Raw genomic sequence first — 25,515 nt, 5'->3', positions numbered from 1 at the left:
GGATCGATTTCACTTACGGGTTTCAAGCAACTTATCGACGTTCTCTGTGGTCACCGGGGTCCACGGAACATTGTAGTTCTTGTCCTTGCCGTCGTTGAACGGCATTTGCGGATACTCGGCCCAGATCGGGGATTCCGGCTTGTAGTTGCCCTTCTTGGCGTTGAAGATCGCCAGATCCAGCGCACCCTGCGCCTGTGCGGTGGCGTCCTGCAGGATGGACGTCATGGTGCCCTGCTTGACGGCATGAAGCGCATCAGTGATGCCATCGATGCCTGCGATGGCGAAATCGCCGACATTGAGCTTTGCCGCCTTGATCGCCTCGATCGCGCCGAGCGCCATTTCATCGTTCTGGCCGATCACGCCGTTGATCTCTCCCGGATGCGACGTCAGCCAATTTTCCATCAGCGTCTGTGCCTCGGCACGCGACCAGTTCGCGGTCTGGTCCTCGATGACCTTCACGTTGGGGCACTCGGCAAGCGCCTTCTTGTTGCCTTCAAGGCGGGAAATCTGCGCCGACTGGCCAATCGGGCCTTCGAGGATCACGACATTGCCCTTGCAACCTATCTTGTCGAGTACGGTCTTGGCTTCCATGTAGCCGGAAACCTTGTCGTCGGAACCGACATAGGCGGACAGCAGGTCGGAATTCACCCTTGTATTGGAGCCCACGACCGGGATGCCGGCATCATGCGCCGCCTGAACCGCCGTCGCGCCCGCGTCGATATCGATCGGCGCGAAGATGATAGCGTCGAACTTCTGCGTGATCATCGTGTTGAACTGCTCCTGCTGAACGAGAGCGTCGTAACGGCCATCGAAGATCGTCAGCTCGACTTCGCCGCTCTTGACGGCGGGATGCTGCTGGAGCGCGGCCGACCAGATCTGCATGAACTCGGCGTTGAGGCCGTAAGGGGCAGCGCCAATCTTCAATTTCTTGTCCTGCGCCAGGGACGGTGAAGCCAGCAGCGCAGTTGCGGCGGCAAGCGCAATCAGTAATTTCTTCATTGTAAATCTCCTCCGTTGGAATTCCGGCGACCATTCTGGCGCGCCGTTTGGTTTCCGGGTGCGCGGCACCCGAATGTCTTCGGGCTCAAGCGCCCAGATTTCGTTTCTGGTCGAGCATCACCGCCCCCACGATGAGCGCACCCTTGAGGACCTGCTGGTAGTAGGACTGGATCCCCATCAGATCGAGGCCGTTGTTCATCACGCCAATGATCAGCGCTCCGATGAGCGTGCCGGTGATGCGCCCGACACCGCCCGAGAGGCTGGTGCCCCCGATAACGACGGCCGCGATTGCATCGAGCTCATAGGCAATGCCGGCCTGTGGCAACGCGGAGCCGGTGCGTGCGGAGAGGATCATGCCCGCAAGACCGGCAAGACCGCCGGAAATCACATAGACGAGGAAGCGCAGCCGGGTGACGTTGATGCCCGATGTGTTGGCCGCATGCGGATTGCCGCCGACGGCATAGATATACCGGCCAAATCGCGTGCGATTGAGCACCCACCAGGAAACCGCGAAGACGATGGCAAGCAGGATCACAGGCATCGGGATGGAGAAAACCGTCCCGGTGCCGATCCAACGGAAATCGGGGGTGAGTGCCGGAACCGGCTTGCCGCCGCCATAGATGAGCGTCAGGCCGCGGGCCGCGGAAAGCATGCCGAGCGTTGCGACAAAGGCCGGAACGGCGAAGCGCGAGACGATTAATCCCACCACCGCACCGCAGGCGACACCGACCAGCAACCCGACGGCGAGCGCCACATAGGGCGGATAGGGTGCGCCCACAATGCCCGCCGTCGCGGAGGTCGTCGCAAAGCTCGCGCTGATGATGCCGGTGAGCGCGACCACGGAGCCGACTGAGAGATCGATGCCCCGCGTCAGGATGACGAAGGTCATGCCGATCGCCAGGACGCCGTTGATCGAGGTCTGCAACAGCACATTCGATATGTTGCCCGGCGTCAGGAAATATTCGTTCGAAACGGACAGAATGATGGCGAGCAGCAGGAATGCCAGGAAGATCCCGTATTCCTGCATGATCACCCGGCGCCGATCCGAACTGAACCATGCGCTGGACCGATTATTGTCTGTGGCGGACATATGAAACACCTCTTGTTGCCGGACGCGACCCTGTCGCTCGTCGTTACCTGTCGCGGTCATGTCGACAGGTGGACGAGCGCTTGTGCGTCGGCCTCTTTCCGTTCAAGGATCCCGGCGGAGCGCCCCTGACGCATCACCAGGATGCGGTCGGACATGCCGAGAACCTCATCGATCTCGGACGAGATCATGATGACCGTGCCGCCTTCGGCGGCGAAGTCGCAGATAATGCGGTAGATCTCGCGCTTGGCGCCGACATCGACGCCGCGGGTCGGCTCGTCCAGCAACAGCACCTTCGGCTTGCGCAGGAACCATTTGCCAAGCACGACTTTCTGCTGGTTGCCGCCAGACAGGCCCGAAACCGCCATGCTGTCGCGCGCCGCCTTGATACCGAAGCGCTCGATCATCGCCGCACTGGCGGCGGCTTCCGCGCGGCGGTCCATCGAAAATTGCGGGCTCATTTCCGGCAGGCTGGCCAGGCAGATATTGTTGCGAACGCTGTCGCTGAGATTGAGCCCCGTCAGCTTGCGATCCTCGGTCACGAAAGCGATGCCATACTGCATCGCCTCGGCCGGCTTTCTGACCGATATGGATTGTCCGGCAAGCTTCATATTGCCGCTCGTCGGTGCATCGAGGCCGAATATGCAGTCGAAAATCTCGGTTCGCCCGGAGCCCATCAGACCGTAGATGCCGAAGATTTCCCCCTTGTGCGCCACAAAGGAGATATCGTCGATCTTGCCGGGAGCGGTCAGGCCGGAGACTTCGAAGCCGGCAGTCGCGGTCGGCGTGTTGGTCTTAATATATTCCTCGCCGAGTTCACGGCCCACGATCATGCTGATCAGGCCTGCCCTGTCGATATCGGCGATGGCGCCGCTACCGACATAGGATCCGTCACGGAACGCCGTGTAGGAATCGGCGATCTGAAAGATCTCCGACAGCCTGTGCGAGACATAGACGATGCCTTTGCCTTCGGCCTTCAGTCGCCCGATCGCCGCAAACAGATGCTGCGCCTCCTTTTCGCCGATGGCGGAGGTCGGCTCATCCATGAAGATCACTTCCGCATCATGACTGAGCGCCTTGGCGATCTCCACCAACTGCACCTGCGCGACGGAGAGGTTCATCATGAATTGCGTGGCGCGGATATTGAACTCCAGCCGATCGAGGAGGGCCTGAGCGCCACGGTTCATCGTCTTGAAATCGATGCCGCCAAAGCGGGCCGACGGCTCACGGCCGAGATAGATGTTTTCAGCCACGGTCATGTGCGGGATAGGGCTAAGCTCCTGCTCGATGATGGCAATGCCGGCCGCCAGCGCTTCCGCGGGGCTTGCATAATCGACCTCCTTGCCGCGACGGCGGATCAGGCCTGCATCCCGCGCATGAATACCCATCAGGATTTTGAGGAAGGTCGACTTGCCGGCGCCATTGCCGCCGCACAACGCGTGAACGGAGCCCGCCCGCAGCTGAAAGCGGCCATCGCGCAATGCCGCGACACCACCAAAGGACTTCTGGAGCCCATCTACCTCAAGCAGGAATTCCACGACTTCGCCTCCTCAAGCGCAACCCGACGCATGGAGTCCAGAGATACCCATCGCCTCCTCGGTTGGCTTATTTTGACATTATTCGACTCAGTATCGACAAATGTCAAGTTACCAAATGAAGATGCGATATGTCGGGCGCCGATCGCACGAAAGAGCCTTCGCTCACATGGGAATGCAGCCCTTGTGAGAGACAAGCCAAGCGGGATCATGCCGAGAATTCGAAGGTCAGGGCGATAGAGCTATCGATGGAGAAGTGGTCGCGGCTTACTGTTTTTGGCGAACCGCTATGGGAGCCTCAGCACCCGCCAGGTGCTGGCAAACTCAGCCGCTGCGCTGCGCAGAATCCTCTATCCGGGCCTGCCATAGGAAGCGGAGCGCAATCAGTGCGACGCACAGGACCGAGATCAGGAAGATGGCGCCGGACATGGCGTAGATCACCGGCGACGCGCCGGAGTTCATCTTGCCGAACAGCACCACCGGCAGTGTGTTCTGCCGTCCCGCCAGATAGAAGGCGCGCGTGAACTCGTTGAGCGACAGAAGGAAGGAAAAGATGAAAGCGCTGATCAAGCCGGGGCGGATCAGCGGAAGGATGATATCGAAAAACCGATGCCACCAGTCCGCCCCCAGATCGGCCGCCGCAACGAGATAGGATCGCCGCACGGCCGCAAAACTCGTCAGGATGACGATGAAGGCGAACGGCATGGCCCATAGCAAATGGCCCGCGATGACCGTCAGCATCGATGCCTTGACGCCAGCGCGCGCAAACACCGCCGACAGAGCCAGCCCCTGGATCACACCCGGCACGAACATCGGCAGAATTACCGTCACAAGCCATGCTGTCCGGCGCGAGCGCAATTCGAAATAGGCAAGCGCCGCCAGCAGCGACATTAGGGTCGCGAGAACCGCCGTCACCGTGGCGATGATCAGCGACTGCTCCAAGGCACCGATCAGTGCCGTCTCCTGCGGCAGCGATGCGTACCATTTGAGGCTGAGTTGAGAGAGGCTCGGCAAGCCCGGCTGCAGGGCCGGATTGAACGAGATCGCCAGCAGATAGAGCGGCGGCGCATAGATCACGAGCAGGCCGGCGATCGTGATGGCCCAAAGCAAAACCCGGTTGGCAAGACCTTCGCGCAACATCATGGTGACTGGTCCTCGAACAGCGACGCGAGGCCGAAGACGCGATTGCCGATCAGTACGAGGCCGAAGATCACGACGAGCACGATGGTCGAAATGGCGAAGGCCATCGGATAGTTGGCAACGCGCATGACGTCGTTGATCATCACCGACACGATCGATGCGCCCGCCCCGCCCAGCATCTGCACTTCGGTGGAGGAACCCACCACCATGACGAAGACGAACAGGAAACCGGCGAAAATGCCCGATTTTGTCAGCGGCAAAAGGATCGTCGTCAGGCTTTTCCAGAATCCCGCGCCAAGATCCTGCGCGGCCGCCAGATAGGTCGGATCGACCCGGCGCATGGACAAGAGCAGCGGGAAGATCGCGAACGGCAGATAGGAAGCGACCAACCCGACGATAACGGCGAAATTGCTGAACAACAGCCAGTCGAGCGGCGCGTCGACGATACCGATGCCCTGCAGCCATTCGTTGATAATTCCGGTGCGCCCGAGCACGAGCCGCCAGGAAAAGGACCGGATCAGATAGGATGTGAAAAAAGGTATGGTGATCAGCGCCAGGAGAATGACGTTCAGCCGCCGCCCGGCCAGGAAATGGATCGCATAGCCGGTCGGATAGGCGATCAGCAGGCATAGCAGCGCCGTGCCGAACGCCTTGATCAAGGTCGAGACGATGACTGTCCAGCGCCCGGCCTCGAGGATGCCGGCATAGCCGACGAGACTGAGGTCCGGCTTGATCCAGTATGTCACCGGATCCCAGCTCCAGAAGCTCCAGACGACGACAATGGTCAGGGGCACCAGCCCGAATGCCAGGATCGCTAGCAACGGCGGGGCCATCAGCATCGACGAAATCGGCAGGCGTGCTCTGGACATATTGGGCCTTCAAGGGACTGATGGCAGCGGCGAAAAAATCGCCGCTGCCCATGATTGATAACTCAGGCGTTGCGCAGCTTCTGCCACCACTCTTCGTAAAGCTGGAAATTATCCGGCCGGGTGTTCTGCCAATAGACCTTGCCGGCAAACTTGGCCTTGACATGCTCGGCCAGCTTCGCGACCTCGTCCGGCTTGTATTCGTCCGGATGGGCCTTGGCATAGGTCAGATTGTTGTCGGTCGGCACCAGATAGCCGCGGGCTTGGCCGAGTTCGCAACCGTAGAACCCGCCGAGCAGGCCGTTGACGAACTTATGCGCGGCATCGGTAACGCCGCGATCGCCAGCACCCTTGAGGAGCACCGTATTGTTGCCCCAGGCCTCATAGCCTTCGACGGGCGCTGCATATTCGACCTGAAGGCCGCGCTTGCGCCCTTCGTAGACGATCGGCTCCCAGCCGGTCATGGCGTCGACTTCCTGATCGGCCACCAGCTGGACGCCCTGCTCCCAGCCATTCCAGAAGGTGCGGAACTGGCCGTCCTTCTTGTGCTTGATCAGGAATTCCATGACCAGGCCGAGTTCGGATTCGGTCAGATTGCCCGGCTCGACGATTGGCTTGTTTTCGCTTTCCTTCAGATACATCGCGGTGAAGATGGCGCTGTTGATCCAGGCATCCTCCATGGCCACGCGGCCCTTGAGCTTGGGATCGAAGATTACGCCGTAGCTATCGACCTTGCCGAGCTTGTCGGGACGATAAATGATCGAGTCGGCATTGACGACCGTCGGGATGCTGTACTGCTTGCCGTCATGCTTGAGGTAAGGAATATCCTTGGCCCACTGCCAGACGCTTTCGTAGTTCGGGATCTTCGTCAGATCCCAGGGGATGATGACACCCTGGCGCGCGAGTTCCTTTTCGGCACCGCCCTGAAAGCCGCCGACGTCGAAGAGATCATTGGCATTGCCGGCGGCAAGGCGCGCAATCACGGGGCCGATATCGTTGCCGTTGTCGGTGAACTCGGGAGCAACACCGTTCTGCGTGGCGAAGGCCTTCCATTTGTCGCCGATATCGAGCGTCGCGGTTGCCCAGAAGGCGACCGTCGCGGCATCCTGCGCGGCAGCGCTCGAGGTCAAACCAAGACTACCGGCAGAAAGGGCGACACTTCCTGCACCCATAAGCTTCAGAAACTCGCGCCTTTGCACATTGCTATGCCGCGCCGATGAAAATATTCTACCATGCTTTGCCATTGTCACTCCCCTTCGTGGCTAGGTTGAATCACTAACTACTCGCAACACACCACAAAGCAGCCATTCAGCTCATAGGCAATAGTCCCGCATTGGAAATCAGAATAGCGGCATCCTGCTTCAGGCCGACACGAACGGATCTTCCGGCCTCGAACCCGCCAAACCCCGCCTCTTCCTCAATCGCCATGGTCAATGTCTGGCCATCCCAGAAGGCGAGCTTGAGCTCGTGATACAAGCCGCGGAACGTCGTTTCGACCACGGTCAACATCAGCGTCCCGGGTGCATCCGCAGCGGCGAGAAACAGCCTGTCGGCACGGATGGCAACGACTGACTGAGCCGGGTCCGTCGGCCCGGCGACGCGCACCGGCACCCGTTGCCCGGCAATGACGGCGTAGGTCTGCCCGTCGGACGTCGCGATCTCCTCCGGGCGCACCAGCGTATCGATGCCGACGAAACGGGCGACGAAAGCATTGGCCGGTGCCTCGAAGAAGCTGGCGGGTGCGCCCACCTGTTCGATGCGCCCCTTGTGCATCACGGCCATGCGATCCGATAGGCTGAGCGCTTCGTCCTGATTGTGAGTGACGAGGACGAAGGTCGCGCCGGTGCGCTTGTGCAACCGTCCGAATTCGTCGCGCATCTGCTGGCGCAGGCGCTCGTCGAGGCCGGTCAGCGGCTCGTCGAGCAGCAGGATGCCGGGCTCCATGACCAGGGCACGCGCAAGGGCGACACGCTGGCGCTGGCCGCCGGACAGAAGATTGACGTCGCGCGGGCCGAAACCGGAGAGTTCGACCAGATCGAGAGCATCGTTGATCCTGGCCGTCAATGCACCTCCCGACACCCCCCGCAGCCGTAAGCCGTAGCCGACATTTTGCGCGACCGTCATGTGCGGGAAAAGCGCAAGGCTCTGGAAGACGGTATTGACCGGGCGCTTGTTGGCCGGCACGTCGCTCATATCCTTGCCGTCGAAGGAAATACGGCCGGAGGTCTGCCTGTCGAAGCCGCCGATGAGCTTCAACAGCGAACTCTTTCCGCAACCCGACGACCCGAGCAGCGTGAAGAATTCACCAGCAGCGATATCAAGCGTTACATCGTCCAGAGCCTTGACCGGCCCGTATTCCCTGCTGACCTTCTCGATCTGAATGGATATAGCCACTAGCCTGCCTCGGAGACGCTTTCGCGAATGATCAGGACGCCATTATCGGCGACGCTCAGTTGCTGTCTCTCCTGTACGAGCGTCGTCGCCGTTGCCTCCTCGACAATCATCGGCCCCTCGATCGACTGACCGGGCGCCAGCAGGCTCCGCTCATAGACCGGGCAAGAGACCCAGCCGAGAACAGCACCAAAATATACATTGCGCCGTCCTGTCAACGCAGCTTCGAGACTGCGTCCGTTTTTGGACAAGGCTGGCAGGGCAATCACAGGGCCGTTCAGAACCGCTTCGAGATGCAATGTGGTGATCTCGATGGCCGCATGCGGCAGGCGGAATGAATAGGCGCGCTCATGGACGGCATGAAAGCGCTCGGCAAAGACCTCACGATCGTCGCCACGGTGGAACTGGGCAAAAACCCCGTGTTCCTGCCCGCGATAGCGCGCCTCGACCTGATAGGTGAAGCGGATATCGGCGTCCTGTCCCTTGGCGAAATAGGCGATCGCTTCTTCTTCGAGCTTGTCGAAGCGTGCCAGCAGCGCCTTGATCGCCTCCGCGGTCAGTGCCGAGAACCAGGTATGGCGAAAATCGGCACGCGGTTCGGCGGCAAGCATGCCCCAGGCGGAAAAAAGGCCTGGGTGGAGCGGAACGACCGTAGACTTGACGCTCAGATCCCGTCCGAGCCTGGTTGCAAGCGCCGGGCCGGCACCGCCGCTGATGACGAAAGCCACTTCGCGCGGATCATGCCCGCGCTGGACCGTCACCAGTTTCAGCGCATTGATCATGCTTGCATGAGCGATATCGATAATTGCGATCGCAGCATCCTCGATGCTCAAGCCGAGGGGCGCGGCGATGGTGGCGATCGCCTCGGCCGCTTTCTGCTTGTCGAGGTGCATGGAGCCACCGGCGAAATTGGTGGGATCGAAGATCCCGATCGTGAGAATGGCATCCGACAGCGTCGGTCTCGTGCCGCCACGACCGTAACAAGCCGGCCCCGGCATGGAACCGGCGCTTTCTGGACCGACACGAAGGACGCCGCGTTCGTCGAGCCAGGCAATCGAACCACCGCCGGAGCCGATCTCGACAATATCGACCACTGGCACCTGAATCGGATGACCCGGCTCGATACGGGTATGCTCGAGCTTATATTCGACGTTCAGCGTCGGGCGCCCGCCGTGGATCAGCGAGCATTTGGCGGTCGTGCCGCCGACGTCCAAAGACAGGACTTCGCTCTCGCCGAGAGCATTGCCGATCCGCGCCGCACCCGCAACACCGCCGGCCGGCCCGGATTCGACCAGCGTCAACGGACTGCTGACCGCCTGTTCGAAGGTGGCGATACCGCCGTTCGACTGCATCGCGTAATAGGGGCACGTCAGGTCACGCCGCATCAACGCATCTTCCAGCCGCGCGAAATAGCGGCGGATGATCGGCTGGACATAGGCATTGAGCACGACAGTGTTCGAACGCTCATATTCGCGCCATTGACGCGAGACTTCATAGCTGGCGCAGACGGTCGCATCCGGCAAGGCGGCGGCCAGAATATCGGCGCAAAGAATCTCGTGCTCGGGATTCGTGTAGCTGTGGAGGAAGAGGATCGCGACCGCTTCGATCTTTTCCGCCTTGCACTGGGCGATGATCGGCTTGAGGTCTTCGACGTGCAGCGGCGTAATGATTTTCCCCGAAGCGTCGAGCCGCTCCCGCACCTCGAAGCGTAAGCTTCGGGGAACAAAGGGCGCAGGGCTGCGGAATCGCAGATTGTAGAGATCGGGACGGTTGCCGCGACCGATTTCCAGAACGTCGCGAAAGCCCGCGGTCGTTACCAGTGCGGTTCGTACACCCTTGCGCTCGGTAATGGCATTGATGACCGTCGTGCCGCCATGGGCGAAAAACGTGACATCCCTTGTGCGAAGCCCGTCCTTGGTTTCCGCCGAGGTGATCGCATCGAGCACTCCAATAGACTGGTCGGGTACCGTCGTCAGGCTCTTGGCCGTAAACAATTCGCCGCTGCGCTCATCATATCCGACGAGGTCGGTGAACGTGCCACCGACATCCGTTGCCAGCCTGATCATACTGCCACTTTCGTTTGGTAACCGTAAAGCTTCACGGCCTGTGCTTCGGTAATGAAGCCATTACGCAAATCCCGCTCAATCAGATGCGGCTCACGCTGGCGCGCGTCGCCCCACCCTCCACCGCCGCCAGTGATGACGCGCAGGATATCGCCGGCATTGAGATCGATATGGGCAATCCTGCCGTAAGTCCGCACCCTGCCATCGCTGGCGGAAGCGATTTGCAGCGCATTCACCGTTCCGCTGCCGCCGCCATCCATACCCCAGGGGCGGGTGCGGGTGCGCCCGAAACTGCCATAGGCAGATGCGTCCTTGCTGAGGATTTCATACTCACGCACGATGCCGAACCCTCCCCGCCTGCGACCGGCACCAGTGCCGGCATTGATATTGTATCCGTAACTCTTGACCCGCAAGGGAAACCGCGCCTCGATGGCTTCAACCGAATAATTATAGGTGTCTCCATCCGTCAGCGCTATCAGCGCGCCGGCGCCGTCGGCCTCTTCGCTCGCGCCCCAACCGCCATGCTGCGGCTCGATATGGATGAAGGGTTGGCCGTTGCGATCCTTACCGGAAATGTAGACGACGCAGAGGCTCGAATAGGAACCGGCGGAGAAGCGCGACGGCACCAGGGGGGCGAGCGCCTTCCAAACGAGCTCGGACGCATGCACAGACCCCTCATAGTACCAGCCCGTCGGCGAAGGCTTTTCCGCGGTGAAGATCGTTCCGGGCGGCGCAATGACGGTCAGCGGCCGGAACCATCCTTCGTTGGACGGCTCCTGCGGTCCGACCAACGCCTTGACGATGGTTCTGACCGCCGACTGCAAGGCACCGCGCGCGCAGTTGATGGGGCCAGGCACGGCCGGCGGGCAGCCGGTGAAATCCGCGATGATGCTGTCGCCGTCGATGGTGACCGCCACCTGCACGGGGATCGGCGCGTCAGTGATACCATCGCCATCGATGATATCGCTCGCTTCATAACGACCATCGGGAAGGGCGGCAATCGCTGCCCGGCTGCGCTTCTCGCTGACTGCCAACAGGTTGGCGAAGGCGGCCCTGACGACATCGGACCCGTATTTCGCCGCGAGTTCAGTGAGACGCCGCGCAGCAACCCGAACGGTCGCCACCTGCGCATTGAGGTCGCCGAGCGCGATTTCCGGCAGGCGCACATTCTCGCAAATGATACTGAGGATATCGTTCGAAAAAACGTCGGATCGCGCGATCTTGACGCCCGGCAGACGTATTCCCTCCTGGAAAACCGAGGTGGCATTCGGAGCCAGACTTCCCGGTACAGAACCGCCGACATCGAGATAATGAGCGACATTGATGGCGTAGCCGAGAATCTCGCCATCGACGAACAGCGGCTTGACGATGGCGAAATCGCAGGCGTGGGTTCCGCCGGCATAGGGATCGTTGGAGAGGAGAACGTCACCATCGCAGAGATTGCCGGCGGATTTCTCGATCAGCGCCTTCACCTGGACGCCGAAAGTGCCGGTGAACAGCGTGATGCCGTTCATCTGCGCGACGAGTTCGCCCTCGGAGGTGAGCAGCCCACAGGCAAAATCGAGAACCTCGTAGATCACCGGGCTCATGCTGGTGCGCGCCATGACGATCCCCATCTCGTCGACGACGGCTGTCAGTTTGCCCTCGATGATTTCCTGAGTCACGGGATCGACGGAAATTTCCTCAATGGTCATCGTCTCAGTCACCCTCATCATTGACGTTGCGGGTAGACTAGGCGGGATCCCCGGAGGCAGGTAGCCTGTCAGAAGGGTGGGGTGGGTTTAAAGACCCTACCCGTTCGGGTAGGGTCTGGATTAGAGAAGGATGCCGGTATCGCGCGCCGTGGTCACCGCCGCCGTTCTGGTCGTGACGTTGAGTTTGGCGTAGATATTGCGCAGGTGGAACTTGACCGTGTTGTTGCTGAGGTCGAGCTTGCGGCCGATTTCCTTGTTGCTGAGGCCGGCACTGAGCAACCGAATGACGCTGCGCTCGCGGTCGGTCAGGCCGCCGGTCGTGGCAGTCTGATCGGAGAGCAGATCGCTGCCCTGGGCACTTGGCCCCACCACAACATCCTGCAGGCGCTCCAGCCGCTGCATCACAACATCAGGCACGCCTCGGCTGGCGGCCAGCTGACACAAGCGGCTGCCGAATTCCGGGCCTTCGATCAGCAGAATGGCGCGGTAGTCCGCCACGGGCAATGACAGCATCATCTCGGAAAGCCTAGCTGCGGCTGTCGCCTCTTGGCCTTCGGCGAGCAACAGACGTATATCGAGGAAACCCAATTCAATGCGCCGCGGAACATGCAATTTCTGCGACTGGCTTGTGATCAGGCGATCGAAGACGTGACGCGCACGAGCAGTCTCGCCCTGCGCGAGATAGATCCGCGTCCACAACAGCGCGGGTACGTTGCCACGCAGATTGACGGAAAAATCATTGGCACTGTCGGAATTGACACTCTCGGTACCGAAGCCGCTGGCCTCGGCGTAACGCATCGCCTCGTCGATATCGCCCGATGCAAGAAGAAGCGCCGTCCGTTCACCGTCGATCAACCGGATCAAGCGATCGAAACCACGTCGTTTGGCCGCTGAGCGCGCACTATCGATCGCCGCGTGGGCCGCCATGATCTCGCCATTCAGCCGCAAGATGCGCTGTTGCGCCATGATGCCGGCGGCGAGAAGGTCGAACCAGGTGTCATGCCGCTCCAGATGCGGCAGCACCCAGGCAAGCACGGCGGAGGCGGCCTCGCGTTCGTCGCGCATCGAAAGCAGTTCGCTCTGCAGCACTTGCCCAAGGGCATCCTGATCGCTGCCCTTGCCGATATTGGCCTGCGCTTCCGTGATGAGGCTTTGATAGGCGTCAGCGGCGCTGGCGCAATCGCCGCTGAAGAAGGCGGCCTGCCCGATATGGGTGTAAAGGTGCAATGCGCCGAAATCCGCGCCGGCGTCGCGGAAGGTACGCAGGGCAAGCTGGCCATAATGCAACGCGCGTTCCAGATCCGTGCGAATCAAGAAATTGTAGGACAGCATGTTGAGCGCCAGCGCCCGATGAATGAGCTCCATGCCGCTGTCCTGAGACAGATCCGCTTCCAGCGCCAAGAGATCGGCTTCCGTCGCCCACCTGTCCGTATAGAGCGACAGCAGCACGCGAACCACGCGCAGGTCCTGTGCCAGTTTTTCGCTCATCGTGGCGCCGGTGCGCTCGGCCAGCGCAAGATAGTGGTTGGCGGCATCAAGCTGGCCCGCCTTGGCGTTGATCACCGACAATCCCAATGTTGTCAGGGGGAAGTCCGCCAGATTGATATCGGCCGCCTTGGCGATCAACGTCTGGAACAGCGCCGTGCCGCCGCGTGTCTTCGCATAGACGCGCCGCCATCCGCCCGCTCTTTCGATGATCTGGGCGGCAAGCGTCGCGTCCGCCGCCAACAGCGCGTGACGCACCGCCGCATCGCAGTCACCACCAGACTCGAACCAGTGCGCCGCCTTTCGCAATATCTGTCTCGTATCGATGCCGAGGCGCTCCGCTTCCTCCTTGAGGTAGCTGTTGAACACCGGATGATACCGGATCCATGTTCCCTGCCCATCGAGAACGGCAATGGGCAGCGCGTAGTCGCCAAGCCGGTTGAACAATGCCACCGCGTTGCCTTGGCCCGAAACCGCGCCGATAAGTGGGCGGCTGACAGCGGGAAGTGCCGCGCTTTCGGTCAGAAAATGCTGGATGTCCTCCGGCAGACTGGAAAAGACCTGCTCCGAGAGATAACGACCCATCTCGGCATTGCTGCCATCGAACGACGAGAGAATGGCACTGCTGTCCATATTGTCGTTCACCAGAACCCGAACCATCTGCAGCGCGACCGCCCAGCCTTCCGTGCGCTGGTTGAGTTCGCTGATCTGCTCGCTTGTCAGCTTCTTTGCCCGGCTACCGAAAAACTCCTGAGCCTCCATGTCGGAAAAGCTGAGATCGGCGACGCCGATCTGTTTCAATTCGCTATTGAGCCTTAGGGCGGATGTCGGGAATCGGGGCGGGCTGCGCGAAATCAGCACGAACTTCACATGCCCGAGATCGCTCGCCGCCAACAATTTTGCCATCAGTGATTCGGTGGCATCGTTCTGGGCGAAGTGATAATCGTCGAGGAAAAGAACGATCGGCTCCCTTATCCGGCGCAGCCGCGTGACCAGCGCCGAAAGAAGCGAAGCAACCGGCATGCTGTTGGCATCGGACCCCTTCCTTTCGTCAGGAAGCAGTTTCTGAAGCGATTCCAGCAAGGCCAAAAGGAAGCGGCTCTGGTCACCATCCTCGGGATCAAGGGGAATCCAGACCGCCTGAGCACTCTGGCTCTTGAACATCTCGTACCACTGCGCGGCAAGCGAGGTCTTGCCATATCCCGCCGGGGCGACGATCGTGGTTAGCCGCCGTAGCCCCGAACGTTGCAGCAGCGCCAACAGGCCGCGGCGCCTGACATGTTCATTGCCGGCACTCGGCGGTTGAAAACGAGTTTGACTGATGATCATTCCTTATGATTGCGGTGGTAAAGCAAGTTTGCAAGTTGCGGAAATCAAAAAGACGATAATTTTAATAGATTTGCGCACCAAGATTTGAGCAACTGCCGTTCCCTTAGGCGAACGATAGCCGCTTTGTCGCTTAACCGATCAGGGCCTGGAACGAACGACTTGCTCGACGGCGAGGGCCGCCGCCAACAATGTTTCATCCTTATCCCTCTTAGCCGACAATAGGAAGCCGACCGGCATGCCACCATCGCCTGTACCACAAGGCAGAGATACGCCGCAGCCATCGAGGAAATTGCCGATCAGCGTGTTGCGCAGGGTCTTTCCGTTGGTCTTGACGAAAAGGTCGTCGTCATCAAGCAATGGCGCAAGCGGCGGCGCTACATGGGCGACCGTCGGATAGGCGATGAACTCGTTCGGCGCGGTGGCTGCCGCAAACGCCTCGATCAGCCGTTCACGTCCCTTCAACAACGCGATGTAGTCGACCAGGCCGATCTTCTCGCCCAGCAATGTACGGGCCACCACACGGCGATCCATGGCCGCAGCGTCAGGTCCGGAAAGCCGGTCGTAATGAAGTGCGTAAGCCTCGGCCGTCACCATCGGGCCGTGCTTCGCCATCAGCTCGAAGACACCGCTGAACGTCGGAAATGCTGCCCGGCGCACCCGCACTCCAACTTGCTGCAATCTTTCGATAGCAGCGTCGAAAGCCTGACGGACGCCATCTTCGATATCGTCCATGACCACCGTTTCGGGCACGACCAATGAAATCTCCGCCAGGCTGGCGCGCACGACCTCCGGCGCCGTAAGCCGCCGCATGGCCGCATCGACCCAGATGGCGTCCTGAACGCTACGGCAGAGAGGGCCGAGCGAATCGAGACTGGTCGCCAGGGGAAAAACACCGGCCATGCTGTAGCGGCCACGGCTTGCCTTGTAACCGACCAGACCATTGAAGGCGGATGGAATACGCACCGACCCCCCCGTATCCGTTCCGATCGATACCGGCACGAGGCCGGCGGCGACGGCAACGGCCGAACCCGAGGAGGATCCGCCCGGTACCCGCTCGACATCCGCGGATAGCGGATTGAGCGGCGTGCCGTAATGCGGGTTAAGGCCAAGGCCGGAAAAGGCGAACTCGCTCATATTGACCCGGCCGACACTCACCATGCCCGCCTCCGCCAGCGCTTGGACAACATCGGCGTCCTTGGCTGCAGGGGCTTCACGCGCAAGAACGGTGGATCCGGCCGTCGTCGGCAGCCCGCGGATGGCGAAGAGATCCTTCCAGGCGATGGGAATACCGTCGAGAAGCCCGCGCGACCGGCCGTCCCGCAGCCGCTTCGAGGCGGAAGCAGCCTCTTCGCGCGCCCGCTCCTCAAGCAGGCTGATAAAGATGGCCTGGTCCTTATGGGACCGGATCGCGTCCAGGCTCTCCTCGGTAAGCGCGACGGGATCGAGTTCTCCCGATTGCATCAGAACGGACAGCTGCGCGATCGATTTTCCCAGATGTGAATATGCCATGACCCTCTTCTCCTTATCGACCGACGAGCTGCATCCACCGGCGGACGAGATAATTGTGCTCATCCATAGTGGTGTTCCATACCGCAATGCAATTGGCACGCTGCCAATAGGATCCGCCGCTCCTGACCGAGCCCGCCCTTATCCGCGTCAGGCCGTCAGGGCCGGGCAAATCTTCGGCGGCGACAAGGCCTTCATACCAATAATCCCATTCCGACGGCGTCATGAATTGGCGGGAGCGCTGCGGGGTGGAGATATAATAGCCCTGGCGGGCAACCACCGCTCCCGGCCAGCCGGAAAGCCACCAGTTCAGATAGTCATAGGCAACATCGAGCAGGCGCCCGCTCAGGCTCTTCGAAAGGCACAGGCCGCCGTGCCAGGCGCGATAGCCCTCCGCCGGCACCGCCTGTTCGACCGGAATGCCCTTGGAATTCAATATGCCGATGCCTGGCGACCACATGCTTTGAACTGCGGTGTCGCCTGCCATCATCAGGCGGGCCGCATCCTCCGCCGTCTGCCAGAAGCCACGGAAGAAACCCGCCTTCTTCCGCTCCTCCAGTAGGTCGATCAACCGGTCGATCTCCGCGATCGACATGTTTCCGATATCGTCGAAGGACATCAGGCCGGCGGCCTGCGCGGCCAATGCGGCATCGAAGATGCCGATGGCCGGTTCGTCCACCAGAGCGACCCGGCCCGCCCATCGCTCATCGAAAAGCGCGCCCCAGGAATGCATGGCGACGGCATTGTCCACGAGATCGGTCCGATAGGCGAAGCTGTCGAAATTATGCGTCGTCGGCAGCATGGAGACGAAACGCGAGGGCGTGTCGCCGAGCGCCAGGTTCGGCTGAACGTACAGCTTGCGCGCTGGCACATCGCCAAGCCCCAGCCGCGGGTTGGGGCCGATATGGCCGGTCTTGGTCAGGTCGTTGATCTCGTCCCACAAGGCAATGCGCTTCGTGTCGACCGGCTGGATCGCGCGCCAATGCCAGACGATATCGAGATTGTGGAAGCATTGATCGTAGATATCGTAAGTCTCGGGCTCCCTCGCCGCCTTGTACTGGGTTGTAAGGAAATCATTGTTGTCGAACGTCACCTCGATGCCGAGATCGGCTTGAGCCCGAATCCGCAGCTCATCAAGCAGGGAAATGGCCGTCCCGAGAATGCGCAGTTTCGGCCGGCCGGCTAGATGCAGCGCAGGTGCGGAAGTGGCCTTTGCCGGAGACTGATGCTTGTTCATGAAGGAATGACTTATCCTATTCCGCCGGGATGGCCAGAGGTGGCCTAACTTCCGCATCCGCCAACGTAAAAGCCTCGAAGGACCGTTTCAACACTTCTCCGTCGAGGCCGTCCAGAATGAAGACCAGACGGGAGCTTCGATCGTCCGAGGGCCAAGCCTCCATGTGAACGGGCGTGTGGACAAGATGCTGCACGCCATGAATGGCAACCGGCCGCTCCTCGCCCGCAAGATTGAGAATGCCCTTGACCCGCAGGACCCGCTCGCCGTGGCGATTGAGCAGCATGGTCAGCCATATGCCGAACGCCGTCCAGTCGATGGGGCGGTCAACAGTCATGGCGACGGAGGAGATCGCGGCACGATGCGGAGCGCCGTCGGCATTGGTAAGCCAGACCGGCTCCTCGCAATAAAAGCCGCTCGGCGACTGGACGTGATCGCCGCGCATCGTGGCGACATCCTGCAACAGCGAGGACAAATCCAGATCGTCATCCCCAGCACAGACGAGGAGCGCATCGGGGTTGATGCGCCGCAGACGGCTTTCCAGGGCATATCTCTCGCCGTCGGTAGCAAGATCGGTCTTGGTGATGACAAGCCGATCGGCGATCGCCGCCTGCCGGTTGGATTCGATATAGGTATCGAACTGATGTTGCCCATTGACCGCATCCACCGCCGTCACGACGCTTCCGGGCCGAAAATGATGCCGGAGGATCGGATCCGCCTTGATGGTCGAGAGGACCGGAAAAGGATCGGCCAGCCCGGTGCTCTCGATGATGACACGCCGGAACGGCGGGACCAGCCCCCGCTCGCGCTTGGAATAGAGATCCTTGAGCGCATCTGCGAGCTCGCCGCGAACGGTGCAGCACACGCATCCGGAGCGCAGCAGCACGATCTCGTCATCGATCCGCTCGATCAGGTGATGATCGAGGCCGATCTCCCCGAATTCGTTGATCAGCACGGCGGCATCGGCAAAGGCTTCCTCCGCAAGCAGGCGCCTGAGCAGCGTCGTCTTTCCCGATCCGAGAAAGCCGGTGAGGAGGTTGACGGTTACGAAGCCGGGCTCATCATGCGTCACGGCTGGCCTCCATTCGGACGATCAGGCCGGGATCGAGCGGATCGCAGGGACGGCCGATAAGCCGCTCGGCCGCCGGCCAGAGATGCCCCAGATCCTCGACGATCTCGTTCTTGCCGGTTTTCGTGGAAAGGACGAACGAAGCGCCCTGCCAGTCCGACAGAACAAGGCCGAAGGCCGAAAGCATGCGATTGGCGGCGGCGACGCGGTTGGCCCGCTCCCGCCGCCGGTCGAGACGGCTGTCATTGCGCGTAAACACCCCCGGCCGCGCCGCAGCGTCGGTCCAGTGTTCATTGCCGCCGAGAACACCGCAGAGCGAGCACATGATGGTGTCTACCTCCTGACGAGCCTAGCCTGCGACTACTTCTTGCGCGGAAAGCGCGCTGCGAAGTCGTCGGCGATTTCGTTCATGGTAACGAACTTCACGCCCGGATGCTTGATCATATGGGCATAGAGCCGCTCGAGCATCATCAGCACCTGCGGACGTCCGGCAACATCGGGGTGGATAGTGATCGGGAAGACGGCATAGTCCATCTCGCGATAGACCCAGTCGAACTGATCGCGCCACATCTGCTCGATATCGTGCGGATTGACGAAGCCATGGCTGTTCGGGGCCTTCTTGATGAACATCATCGGCGGCAGGTCATCGAGATACCAGGACGCGGGGATCTCGATCAGGTCGGTTTCCTGTCCGCGCTTCAACGGTACCATCCAGTCGGACGGCTTCTTCGAATAGTCGATCTTCGTCCAGCTATCGCCGACACGCACATAGTAGGGCGTGAAATCCTTATGCATCAGCGAATGGTCGTATTTGATGCCGCGCTCGAGCAGCAGCTCGTTGGTGACGTTGGAGAATTCCCACCAAGGCGCGACATAGCCCGTCGGGCGCTTGCCGGAGAGCTTGGTCACCAGCTCGATGCACTTGTCGAGAATCTCGGTCTCCTGCTCGCGCGTCATCGCGATCGGGTTTTCATGGCTATAGCCATGGATGCCGATTTCATGGCCCGCATCGGCCACCGCCTGCATCTGCTCGGGAAATGTCTCGATCGAATGGCCGGGAATGAACCAGGTCGTCTTGATGCCGAAGCGCTCGAACAGCTTGACCAGTCGCGGGCTGCCGACCTCGCCGGCAAAAAGGCCGCGGGAAATATCGTCCGGCGAATCCTCGCCGCCATACGAGCCGAGCCAGCCGGCCACGGCATCAACGTCGACGCCAAAACTGCAGAGAATTTCTTTCGCCATGGGAAGTACCTCCTTGGGTTTCTTAAGGTTTTAATAGGCGGGAATGACGGTTGCTTCCGCCGGGTTCCAGGCAAGCAGCACACCAGCGCCGACGGCAAAGGCGCCGGGCCGGTATTTGTCGACATGCGCCTCGAGCGCGAGCGAACGCCCGTCGGGAAGACTGGCGGTCAGATGCGAGATATGGCCGACGACATCGAAACGCTCGATGCGGGCACCGACGACATTGCCGCCGAAAGCGCTGGCAATGCGCTGGCGGTCCGCGCCTTCACTCGCATGCACCTCGATCGCCTCGGACGGGATGACAATATCGACCTTCCCCTTGCCGGCAACCGCGCCATTGGGGCGACCCGACAACAAGCCGAGGGGAGTGTTGACGACGGTGTTGTCCCCCTCGCTGCCGGCGATCTCACCGTGGAAGATCGTATTGCGGCCGATGAACTGCGCGACAAATGGCGTGTTCGGTCGCGTATAAAGCTGATGTGGCGGGCTGATCTGCTCGACCCGACCCTGATTCATCACCACGATCCGGTCGGAGAGCGCCAGCGCCTCGGATTGGGCATGGGTAACGAAGATAAAGGTCACGCCAAGCCTCTTTTGCAGGAGCTTCAATTCGTTCTGGATCGCCTTGCGCAGATTGGCGTCGAGGGCTCCGAGCGGCTCGTCCAAGAGGAGAACGTCGGGCTCCACCACAAGACCGCGCGCAAGGGCTATGCGTTGGCGCTGGCCGCCCGAAAGCCTGTCCGGCTTGCGCTCCGCAATATCCTCCAGCCCGAGCGTCGCCAGAATCCGGTCGACACGGGCATCGCGCTCGGCCTTCGCGATACCCTTGATCTCAAGGCCGTAACCGACATTGCGGCGAACGGTCATGTGCGGAAAGAGTGCGTAGTTCTGAAAGATCATCGAGGTCGGGCGGTTCTGCGGCCGGACATCGTTCATCCGCTCGCCTTTGATCATCATGTCGCCGGAGGAAATCGTCTCGAAGCCGGCAATCATGCGCAGGGTCGTCGTCTTGCCGCAGCCCGACGGACCGAGGAAAGCGATGAATTCGCCTTTGGTGACCGTCAGATTGAAATCGGCGACGGCCGGCGTGCCGTTGTCGTAGACCTTGCCGACATTGATGAGTTCCAGGTCGTAAATCATAACCATTCTCCAGGCGCGGGCGAGAAGACCGCCAGCCGGTCTTCTCGCGTTTCAGGTGCGGAGCGGCAGGCCGCTCCGGCATTGCGTCAGGCGTTCAGGAACTCGTCCCACTTCTGGACGAGATGGTCGTATTCGTCCGGCCACTGGTGCCAATAGGCGACGTTCTTGGCGCGCTCCTCCAGCGAGCCGCCGTCGCGCAGGTCGCCTTCCTTGATCCCGCGTTCCGCCGCACCGACCCAAGGCTTGCCCTCGTACCAGAAGGCATATTTATCCGGCGCCATGACGTTCTTGATGTTGGTGGAAGGCGAGTAATAGCCCTGCTCGGAGACGGTGATGCCGGGCTCGCCTGAGAGCCAGTAATCGGCATAGGCGATCACAGCCTCCTTGTTGGTCGTGCCAGCGATCATCGACGGGCCGATCGCCCAGCCGCGATAGCCTTCCTTCGGCACGGCATATTTGCAGGGCTTGCCCTGCGCCTTGACGGCCATGACGGCCGGCTGCCATGCGTCGCAGACAACCATTTCGCCGGAGGCCATCAGGTTGACCAACTCGCCGAAATCGCCCCAAAGGGCGCGGAACTGGCCGTCCTTCTTCTTGGAGACGAGGAACTTGGCGGCTTCGTCGATTTCCGCCGTGCTCGGATTGCCGGGGTTCTTCACGCTCAACAGACCGAGCGTGTTCATCGCCATGATGGCCTGGCCGAAGGCGATCAGCGGATCGGTATTCAGACCCGACTTGCCCTTCCATTTGGGATCGAAGAGTGCAGCCCAGCTATTGGCTTCCTCGGCGCTGAGGACATCGGGATTGTAGCCGATGGAGTCGTAATTATAGACCGCCGGAACCATGTTCAGCGTGGTCTGGGCATCGTCGGCCCAGATCTGGCCAACGATCTGCTGCTTGGCGCCCCACTTGTCGGAGGGTTTTGTGAAGGTGTCACGAATGTTGGCCCAGTTCTTCAGCGACGCCGCCGGAACCGGCTCGACATTGTTGGTCATGACGATCGACGGCAGGCGCTCGGCGATGATCTCCCAGCAATCGTAATCCTTGGAACCCGACAGGATTTTCGTCTGCGCATCCGGGAAGGTCGCCGCCGTGCCGGAGGTCTGGCCGACACCGCTTGCCTTGCGGAAGTCGGCGAGAATGCGCTCCTGCACGGTGACCGACAGGCCGATGGTGCGCAGCTGCTCGCTGGCAAGATTGGCAGCCTGCGCAAAGGCGGCGCGCGACGAGAGCAAGGACGTCCCGCCACCGATGGCGGCAAGAGCCATCGCGCCGGCGGAATGTTTCAACAGAGAGCGTCTATTTATTTCCATTTTGGACATTTCTGTTCTCCAGTGTTGTTTGCTGTTCCCTGAAGCCGCTGTGGGCTTCTTTCATTGTCGTATCGCCAGCCGCCCGGCAGCTTGTTGCCGCCGGGATCTCCGCGATCAGTAACGGCCCACGAGAAGGCCGCCATCCACGACCAGAACCTGGCCGGTCATGTATCTCGCACCGTTCGAGGCGAGGAATGCGATGACGTCGGCGATATCATCGGGAGCGCCGATCCGGCCCAAGGGGACCAATTCCGGAACCCTCTCGGCGCCTTCGGCACCCAGCGAGTTTTCCTCGGACAGCAGTTGCGCGGTGCGGATGTAGCCAGGCGCGACACCATTGACCCGCACGCCGTCCTTGGCGAGTTCCACCGCCAGTCCGCGCACGAGCCCGACGACGCCGGATTTCGCGGCGGAATAATGCACATGCTCATCCCAGCCGTAGGCGACGCCCATGATGGAGGAGAGCGCGACGATGCTCCCCGATTTGCGGCGCTTCATGCCGGTTGCGGCGGCGCGCACCAGCCTGAAGATACCCTTGAGATCGATATCGAATGTCAGGTCCCATTTGTCATCGCTGAGCTCTTCGAGCGGCGTGCGATGGGCGATGCCCGCATTCGCGACGATGACGTCGATCCTGCCGAACCGCGCCTCCAGATCCGCGACCAGCGCATTGGCGGCCTCAGTCGAGCGGACGTCATAGAACTGGAATTCGGCCGAGCCGCCGGAGGCGACGATGTCGCGGACGGTCTCTTCGCCTTCCCTCTTCAAGATATCCGTCACGACGACATGATCCCCGAGAGCCGCGAAGGCCTTCGCCGTCGCCTGGCCGATCCCGATGCCGGCGCCAGTGACGATCACGATGCGTTTTTCAGTCGCTGTCATATCCATCTTCCTTTCAGAGCATCACATCGCCGGAGTTCGGTCCGAGCGTCTGGCCGACGAAAAGGCTGGCGGCGGGGGACGCGAGGAAGGCAACCGTCGCCGCCACCTCCTCCGGCTCGCCGAACCGGCCAAGCGGCAATTCGCGCTTCTTGCGTTCGCGCCATTCATCGGAAAGGCCAAGCACCAGCGGCGTGTTGATCGGTCCGGGGGCGACGGCGTTGACGCGCACCCCGCGATTGGAAACCTCGCGGGCAAGCGCCTTGGTCATCCCGATGATCGCCGCCTTGGCGCCGGAATAGTGAACCAGCTCGATGCCACCGATCTGACCGAGCTGGGAGGCGACATTGATGATGCCCCCCTCACCGCGTTCGAGCATCGACGGTAGAACCGCCTTGGTCATCAGAAACGTGCCGCGCACATGGACGGCAAACATCCGGTCGAAATCCTCAAGCGCGAGGTTTTCGAAGGAGGCCTGATGCACGATGCCCGCATTGTTGACGAGGAGATCGACCTCGCCATGTTGCGCCACGGCAGCCGCATGGATCGCGGCCACGTCTTCCGGTCGGGAAACGTCGCCGGCTGCAGCACTGGCCAAGCCACCCGCCTTGCCAATCTCGTCGGCAACGGCCTGGGCGCGATCAAGCGAAAGATCATTCACCAGCACGCCGTAGCCATCAGCGGCAAGCCTGAGCGCAATCGCCCGGCCGATGCCCGAACCCGCACCCGTCACGATCGCCGAAGGTTTTCTCACCATCATGCGTCCTCCTGAACACGGATGCGCCGGGCGCGGCGAACCGATAGCCCCATGAGGGTGGCGTAGGTGCCAAGCAGCGCGAAGGAAAACAGGGTCGTCAGAACGCCGAAGGCGAAGACGTTGGGATGAACCTCGACCGAGAAGGTGCCGTAGATCGCCAGCGGCAGCGTCAATTCGCGACCGGACGCAAACAAGGTGCGCGAGAATTCGTCATAGGAGAGCGTGAAGGCAAACAGCATGGCCGAGAGCACGCCGGGAAAAATCAGCGGAAAGGTGACCTTGTGGAAGGTCTGCGCCGGCGTCACGCCGAGCGACCAGGAGGCTTCCTCCATGCTTGGATCGAACCTGTTGAAGATCGCCAGCATCACCAGGAAGGCGAAGGGGAAGGTATAGACGACATGGAGGACGAATGCCGTGCTCCACCAGTGGCGGTCGATACCGAATGTATTGGCAACCAACGCCATGCCGAGCCCGACCAGCACCCCCGGCACCATCATGCCGAGGACGATCAGGTAGAAGACGACGCCGGAGCCGCGGAATTTGCGCCGGAAGGCCTGAGCGGAGGTCACGCCAAGCACGGTGGAGACGATCATGGTCATTACCGCAAGGGCCAGAGAGCGGATCAGGGACTGATCGATCGGCAGCGGCGCGATGCGAGAGGGCGGCGTCAGGCCGAACAGATGCCGATACCAATAGGTCGACCATTCGATGATCGGGAATTGCGGGCCGCCCTCGGGGCCGGTCTGGAATGACAGGATCGCCAGAACCACCAGCGGTCCGTAAAGAAAGACGAGGAAGAGAGTTGTGTAGACGCCGAGGCCGAGCTTGATACCGCTTGCGTTCATGATCAGAGCTCCTTTCTCAGATCGACGATCTTGAGAAGTACGGCAACGACCGCCCCCATGATGATCGTCAGCACGACGCCGGCCACCGCCGCAAAGGCCCATTTCAGAGAGCCGACCTGGGTGACAATGATGTTGCCCAAGAGGTTGACCTTGCGGCCGGACAGCGCCGCCGAGGTAGCGAATTCGCCGAGAACCATGACCGATACGAAGATCGCGCCGACAACCACGCCCGGCAGGGAGAGCGGCAGGATAATCGTGCGAAAGATGCGCCAGAAACCGGCGCCGAGATCCTGGGCAGCCTCGATGACGGAAGCGTCGATGCGGCCGAGCATGAAGGCGATCGGGCCGACCATGAAGACACAATAGATCTGCGTCATGCCGATGATCACCGACAGCTCGGAAAACAGCAGCACCTCGATGGGCTGACGGATGATGCCGAGGTTCATCAGGATCATGTTGATCGCGCCTTCGGTGCCGAGCATCGGGCGCCAGGCGAGAACGCGGATCAGGAACGACGTCCAGAAGGGGATCACGCAGAGGACGAGAAGGACGGTCTGCAATGTCTTGTTCTTGACGAGAAGGCCGACGAAGAGCGCTGCCGGATAGCCGACGACGAGCGTCGACAACAGGACCAGAAGCCAGATGCGGACGGTGGTCCAAAGCGCGCCGAGATAGGTCGGGCTCGTCAAGAAGGTGATCCAGCTTTGCAGGGTGAGCGTCGGCTCGATCTTGAAGGTCGTCTGGGTCCAGAAGGAGACGTAGACCATCATCAGGAGCGGCAGCACCAGGAAAAGCAGCATCCACAGCACGCCCGGCGCCAGCAGCCACAGGGCCTTTCTCGATGGGCGGCGCATGACCGTCGTCTCCTGCACGGCATCCTCGCTCGTTGCGACCATGGTCATCTCTCGTTCTCCTGGGCAGGTCCGTGGGGTCGGTGCAGG

At 61.2% G+C, this 25,515-nt stretch carries 21 protein-coding genes; all 21 read right to left on the bottom strand.

The window, feature by feature from the left end; genetic code table 11:
• Window positions 1-9 precede the first annotated feature (9 nt).
• The 21 genes from AC1RO0_RS16315 to AC1RO0_RS16215 all read right to left on the bottom strand — a co-directional run bounded on the left by AC1RO0_RS16315 (window position 10) and on the right by AC1RO0_RS16215 (window position 25,476).
• Window positions 10-999 carry a substrate-binding domain-containing protein gene (locus AC1RO0_RS16315; protein ID WP_498593927.1) on the bottom strand — a complete coding sequence of 330 codons (990 nt, stop codon included), beginning with the start codon at window positions 997-999 and terminating at the stop codon, window positions 10-12.
• An 85-nt stretch (window positions 1,000-1,084) separates the two neighbouring features.
• Window positions 1,085-2,089, bottom strand: a complete 1,005-nt coding sequence (locus AC1RO0_RS16310; protein ID WP_498593926.1) for an ABC transporter permease — start codon at window positions 2,087-2,089, stop codon at window positions 1,085-1,087.
• A 56-nt stretch (window positions 2,090-2,145) separates the two neighbouring features.
• Window positions 2,146-3,624, bottom strand: a complete 1,479-nt coding sequence (locus AC1RO0_RS16305; RefSeq protein ID WP_498593925.1) for a sugar ABC transporter ATP-binding protein — start codon at window positions 3,622-3,624, stop codon at window positions 2,146-2,148.
• 321 nt (window positions 3,625-3,945) lie between these two features.
• Window positions 3,946-4,764 carry an ABC transporter permease gene (locus AC1RO0_RS16300; RefSeq protein WP_498593924.1) on the bottom strand — a complete coding sequence of 273 codons (819 nt, stop codon included), beginning with the start codon at window positions 4,762-4,764 and terminating at the stop codon, window positions 3,946-3,948.
• Window positions 4,761-5,630, bottom strand: coding sequence for an ABC transporter permease (locus AC1RO0_RS16295; protein ID WP_498593923.1), 870 nt, complete (start codon window positions 5,628-5,630; stop codon window positions 4,761-4,763). Before AC1RO0_RS16295 ends, AC1RO0_RS16300 begins: the two co-directional genes overlap by 4 nt.
• A gap of 62 nt (window positions 5,631-5,692) precedes the next feature.
• Window positions 5,693-6,871, bottom strand: a complete 1,179-nt coding sequence (locus AC1RO0_RS16290; protein ID WP_498593922.1) for an ABC transporter substrate-binding protein — start codon at window positions 6,869-6,871, stop codon at window positions 5,693-5,695.
• A 64-nt stretch (window positions 6,872-6,935) separates the two neighbouring features.
• Window positions 6,936-8,021 (bottom strand): ABC transporter ATP-binding protein, encoded by a 1,086-nt coding sequence (locus AC1RO0_RS16285; RefSeq protein ID WP_498593921.1) that lies wholly within the window; start codon window positions 8,019-8,021, stop codon window positions 6,936-6,938.
• Window positions 8,021-10,084, bottom strand: coding sequence for a hydantoinase/oxoprolinase family protein (locus tag AC1RO0_RS16280; protein WP_498593920.1), 2,064 nt, complete (start codon window positions 10,082-10,084; stop codon window positions 8,021-8,023). Before AC1RO0_RS16280 ends, AC1RO0_RS16285 begins: the two co-directional genes overlap by 1 nt.
• Window positions 10,081-11,775, bottom strand: coding sequence for a hydantoinase B/oxoprolinase family protein (locus tag AC1RO0_RS16275; protein WP_498593919.1), 1,695 nt, complete (start codon window positions 11,773-11,775; stop codon window positions 10,081-10,083). Before AC1RO0_RS16275 ends, AC1RO0_RS16280 begins: the two co-directional genes overlap by 4 nt.
• Window positions 11,776-11,895: 120 nt before the next feature.
• Window positions 11,896-14,589, bottom strand: coding sequence for a LuxR C-terminal-related transcriptional regulator (locus AC1RO0_RS16270; RefSeq protein ID WP_498593918.1), 2,694 nt, complete (start codon window positions 14,587-14,589; stop codon window positions 11,896-11,898).
• A gap of 138 nt (window positions 14,590-14,727) precedes the next feature.
• Window positions 14,728-16,098, bottom strand: coding sequence for an amidase (locus tag AC1RO0_RS16265; protein WP_498593917.1), 1,371 nt, complete (start codon window positions 16,096-16,098; stop codon window positions 14,728-14,730).
• A gap of 13 nt (window positions 16,099-16,111) precedes the next feature.
• Window positions 16,112-17,332, bottom strand: coding sequence for an ABC transporter substrate-binding protein (locus AC1RO0_RS16260; protein ID WP_498593916.1), 1,221 nt, complete (start codon window positions 17,330-17,332; stop codon window positions 16,112-16,114).
• A 16-nt stretch (window positions 17,333-17,348) separates the two neighbouring features.
• Complete coding sequence (locus AC1RO0_RS16255) at window positions 17,349-18,401, bottom strand: CobW family GTP-binding protein (protein ID WP_498593915.1); 1,053 nt, start codon at window positions 18,399-18,401, stop codon at window positions 17,349-17,351.
• The gene (locus AC1RO0_RS16250) at window positions 18,391-18,723 is read right to left on the bottom strand and encodes a hypothetical protein (protein ID WP_498593914.1); all 333 of its coding nucleotides are present in this window, start codon (window positions 18,721-18,723) and stop codon (window positions 18,391-18,393) included. Before AC1RO0_RS16250 ends, AC1RO0_RS16255 begins: the two co-directional genes overlap by 11 nt.
• A gap of 35 nt (window positions 18,724-18,758) precedes the next feature.
• On the bottom strand, window positions 18,759-19,640 hold the full coding sequence (locus AC1RO0_RS16245) for a polysaccharide deacetylase family protein (RefSeq protein ID WP_007689414.1): 882 nt from the start codon (window positions 19,638-19,640) through the stop codon (window positions 18,759-18,761).
• Window positions 19,641-19,670: 30 nt separating this feature from the next.
• Complete coding sequence (locus AC1RO0_RS16240) at window positions 19,671-20,780, bottom strand: ABC transporter ATP-binding protein (protein WP_498593913.1); 1,110 nt, start codon at window positions 20,778-20,780, stop codon at window positions 19,671-19,673.
• A gap of 86 nt (window positions 20,781-20,866) precedes the next feature.
• Window positions 20,867-22,102 (bottom strand): ABC transporter substrate-binding protein, encoded by a 1,236-nt coding sequence (locus AC1RO0_RS16235; RefSeq protein ID WP_498593912.1) that lies wholly within the window; start codon window positions 22,100-22,102, stop codon window positions 20,867-20,869.
• Between the two features lie 105 nt (window positions 22,103-22,207).
• A complete protein-coding gene (locus tag AC1RO0_RS16230) occupies window positions 22,208-22,975 on the bottom strand; it encodes an SDR family NAD(P)-dependent oxidoreductase (RefSeq protein ID WP_498593911.1) in 768 nt (255 codons plus the stop codon).
• 13 nt (window positions 22,976-22,988) lie between these two features.
• Complete coding sequence (locus tag AC1RO0_RS16225) at window positions 22,989-23,729, bottom strand: SDR family NAD(P)-dependent oxidoreductase (protein ID WP_498594038.1); 741 nt, start codon at window positions 23,727-23,729, stop codon at window positions 22,989-22,991.
• On the bottom strand, window positions 23,729-24,574 hold the full coding sequence (locus AC1RO0_RS16220; RefSeq protein WP_498593910.1) for an ABC transporter permease: 846 nt from the start codon (window positions 24,572-24,574) through the stop codon (window positions 23,729-23,731). Before AC1RO0_RS16220 ends, AC1RO0_RS16225 begins: the two co-directional genes overlap by 1 nt.
• A 2-nt stretch (window positions 24,575-24,576) precedes the next feature.
• Window positions 24,577-25,476: an ABC transporter permease gene (locus AC1RO0_RS16215; RefSeq protein ID WP_498593909.1), complete on the bottom strand. Its 900-nt coding sequence runs from the start codon at window positions 25,474-25,476 to the stop codon at window positions 24,577-24,579.
• Between the last annotated feature and the right edge of the window lie 39 nt (window positions 25,477-25,515).

The sequence above is a fragment of the Rhizobium sp. GW821-FHT14E12 genome (assembly GCF_058803745.1).
This window is presented reverse-complemented; position numbering and strand designations above follow the sequence as displayed.